Here is a 715-nt window from a genome sequence, read left to right as displayed (position 1 = left end):
CGAATAGAGAAAACGCCGAACTCGTGTTCGCGCCGCTCGGCGGCGTCGGCGAGATCGGCATGAACTTCGCCCTTTATGGCTACGGACCGGCGGACGCGCGCGAGTGGATCGTCGTCGATGTCGGCGTCACCTTTCCCGATACCGCGCATCCGGGCGTCGACCTCATCCTGCCCGACACGCGCTTCATCGAGGAGAACCTCGACGGCTTGCGCGGCATCGTCATCACGCATGCGCATGAGGACCACTACGGCGCGCTGCTCGACATCTGGCCGAAGCTCAAAGTCCCGGTCTGGATGACGCCGTTCACCGCAGGGCTACTGGAGGCCAAGCGGCAGGGCGAGCAGAATGCGCCGAAGATTCCGGCCTCCGTCTACCGGGCCGGCGAGAAGTTCACCATCGGGCCGTTCGAGATCGAAGCCATCCCGGTGGCGCACTCCATCCCCGAGCCGATGTCGCTGGCGATCACCACGCCGGCAGGCACGGTCATCCACACTGGCGACTGGAAGATTGATCCGGCGCCGACGATCGGGCCGAAGACCGACGAGGCGCGTTTTCGCGCCTATGGCGACAAGGGCGTGCTGGCGCTGATCTGCGATTCCACCAATGCGCTGAGGGAAGGCGACTCGCCGTCGGAAGTGGCGGTCGGCGAAGGCCTCAAGGGCGTCATCGAGAAGGCCAAGGGCCGCGTCGCGGTGACCACATTTTCCTCCAATGT

At 65.2% G+C, this 715-nt stretch carries 1 protein-coding gene; it reads left to right on the top strand.

Annotated elements, in window-relative coordinates; all coding sequences use genetic code 11:
• A partial coding sequence (locus tag EOA29_RS38825) for a ribonuclease J (RefSeq protein ID WP_145970135.1) occupies nt 1–715 on the top strand: 715 nt, incomplete at both ends.

Source organism: Mesorhizobium sp. M1E.F.Ca.ET.063.01.1.1 (genome assembly GCF_003998155.1).
GTDB lineage: Bacteria > Pseudomonadota > Alphaproteobacteria > Rhizobiales > Rhizobiaceae > Mesorhizobium.
The sequence above is the reverse complement of the archived record's forward strand: the minus strand, read 5'-3'. Positions and strand labels throughout refer to the sequence as shown.